General features: G+C 54.7%; 1 protein-coding gene. It reads right to left on the reverse strand.

Going from position 1 to position 1,628, the window contains the following annotated elements; all coding sequences use genetic code 11:
• Positions 1-151 precede the first annotated feature (151 nt).
• Positions 152-1,507, reverse strand: a complete 1,356-nt coding sequence (locus DSD30_RS21430) for an IS1380 family transposase (protein ID WP_114011795.1) — start codon at positions 1,505-1,507, stop codon at positions 152-154.
• Positions 1,508-1,628 lie beyond the last annotated feature (121 nt).

Here is a 1,628-nt window from a genome sequence, read left to right on the forward strand (position 1 = left end):
CCCATCTCATTCATGAGGTTGCCCCATTTTCTGCCTGTGATTTTGGCCGCAGTTCATCGTTGCGCATGAAGTGCGCGAAGAATGCCTTTATTTTTGGAATGGGTTGGAGGTGACAATTACGGGTTCATCAGGGCACCTACGGCCCTGGGCTTCAGGGCGGTGCCAGCCGTCTGTTTGACGTGAGTTTGTTGGCAATGCTGGCAAAAAGGTCGGCATCGGGACAGCCTGCGGCATATGCAAGACGGATACGGCTTGCATATTCCTGAACTCGAACGGCGATTTTCAAAAGGCGTAACCGTATGGTTGAGAATTCGGCCTTGGCCATCTCCAAGGGCGATGGGATCATCTCCTTGAGGGTCTGCATCAACCAGTATGCGGCGGTGTGCAGAACAAGACGGACCTGATTGGCAACAGCATTTCTGCAAGAGGTTCTATCCGAGGCGAGATGGGCCTTGTGAGCCTTGATCAGGTTCTCAGCCTGCCCCCGGGCGCAATAGATCGTCTCGTAAAGGATGCTTGGGGCAACCTTTTCCATGTTGGTGACAACGAAGCGGCTATCCAGACCAAGCCTTGTCGCCTGGATGCGAGCAACGACACGGCGCTCACATTTCCAACGTCCTGCCTTGTGACGCAGTTCGGTATAGTCGCGCAGGATATCAATATCATCCTCGGCCCGTGTTGTGGCAACCGCATCGGCAACGTCGCGCACCTTGGTATGGAGTGGACGTGTTGCAGCCAGGCCGAAGAGATACTGGATACCGTTTTTCTCGCAGAAATCCATGGCTTCCGGTCTGGCATAATGCCCGTCCCCACGGATGACGATATGTGTGTTGGGCCATTTGGCCCGGATCCGGCGATACAAACGACGGATATGAGCGCAAACCTCGACCCCGCCCGGTGTCTTTCCCGGCCTGAGCACCATGGCAACCGGACGCCCTGTGTCGGCATCGTAGACATGGATCGGCAGGAAGCAATATTCGTCATAGTGGGCGTTGAACAGCGACAATTGCTGGCGACCATGAACCACATCACAGGTATCGTCGATATCCAGCGTGACGCTCTGGGGTGGAGTGGGATAGCTATCCAACCATTGGTCAACTAGGGCATAGGTCAATCGGATTGTGTCGCGCAATTTCGGCGCATTCTCCAAGCGTGACAGGGTTGGCTGGGAGGCGAGATCGACATCACTGTCGGGCAGATATCCGCAGGCCAACTTGAAGGCTGGGTCCGAACGCAGCCGATCAAAGTCGTTGCAATCCTCATAGCCGCAACAGATTGCAAACAGACGGGCCCGGATCATATCGGCAAGCTGGTGGGTAACACGGGTTGGATCTCGGCGATCGGGAACCAGGGCAGCAAGCCGATCAGCTATACCAAGGCGTTGCTCAATCTCGGCAAGCAGCATGACGCCACCATCGGAAGAGATCCTCCCTCCATCGAAAGCGGACGTGATCTTCTTGCGATTAACGGCTGGAAATTCAAAGCGGGAAACGGTATCAATGGTCATGGCGAATGTGGCTGTGTGTGCGAGATGGAATGGATAGGTGTAAGCAACCAAATCCTACAACAAATCAACCATTTACACTACATTCGCCAGCCAAATTCCCGACCTTCATGCATAAGACGGG

The organism is Cohaesibacter intestini, assembly GCF_003324485.1.
In the GTDB taxonomy this organism is placed as follows: Bacteria; Pseudomonadota; Alphaproteobacteria; order Rhizobiales; family Cohaesibacteraceae; genus Cohaesibacter; species Cohaesibacter intestini.

Bases quoted from the DNA above. Each gene is read 5' to 3' on its own strand.
- DSD30_RS21430 (WP_114011795.1), bottom strand. From the start codon at position 1,507: ATGACCATTGATACCGTTTCCCGCTTTGAATTTCCAGCCGTTAATCGC.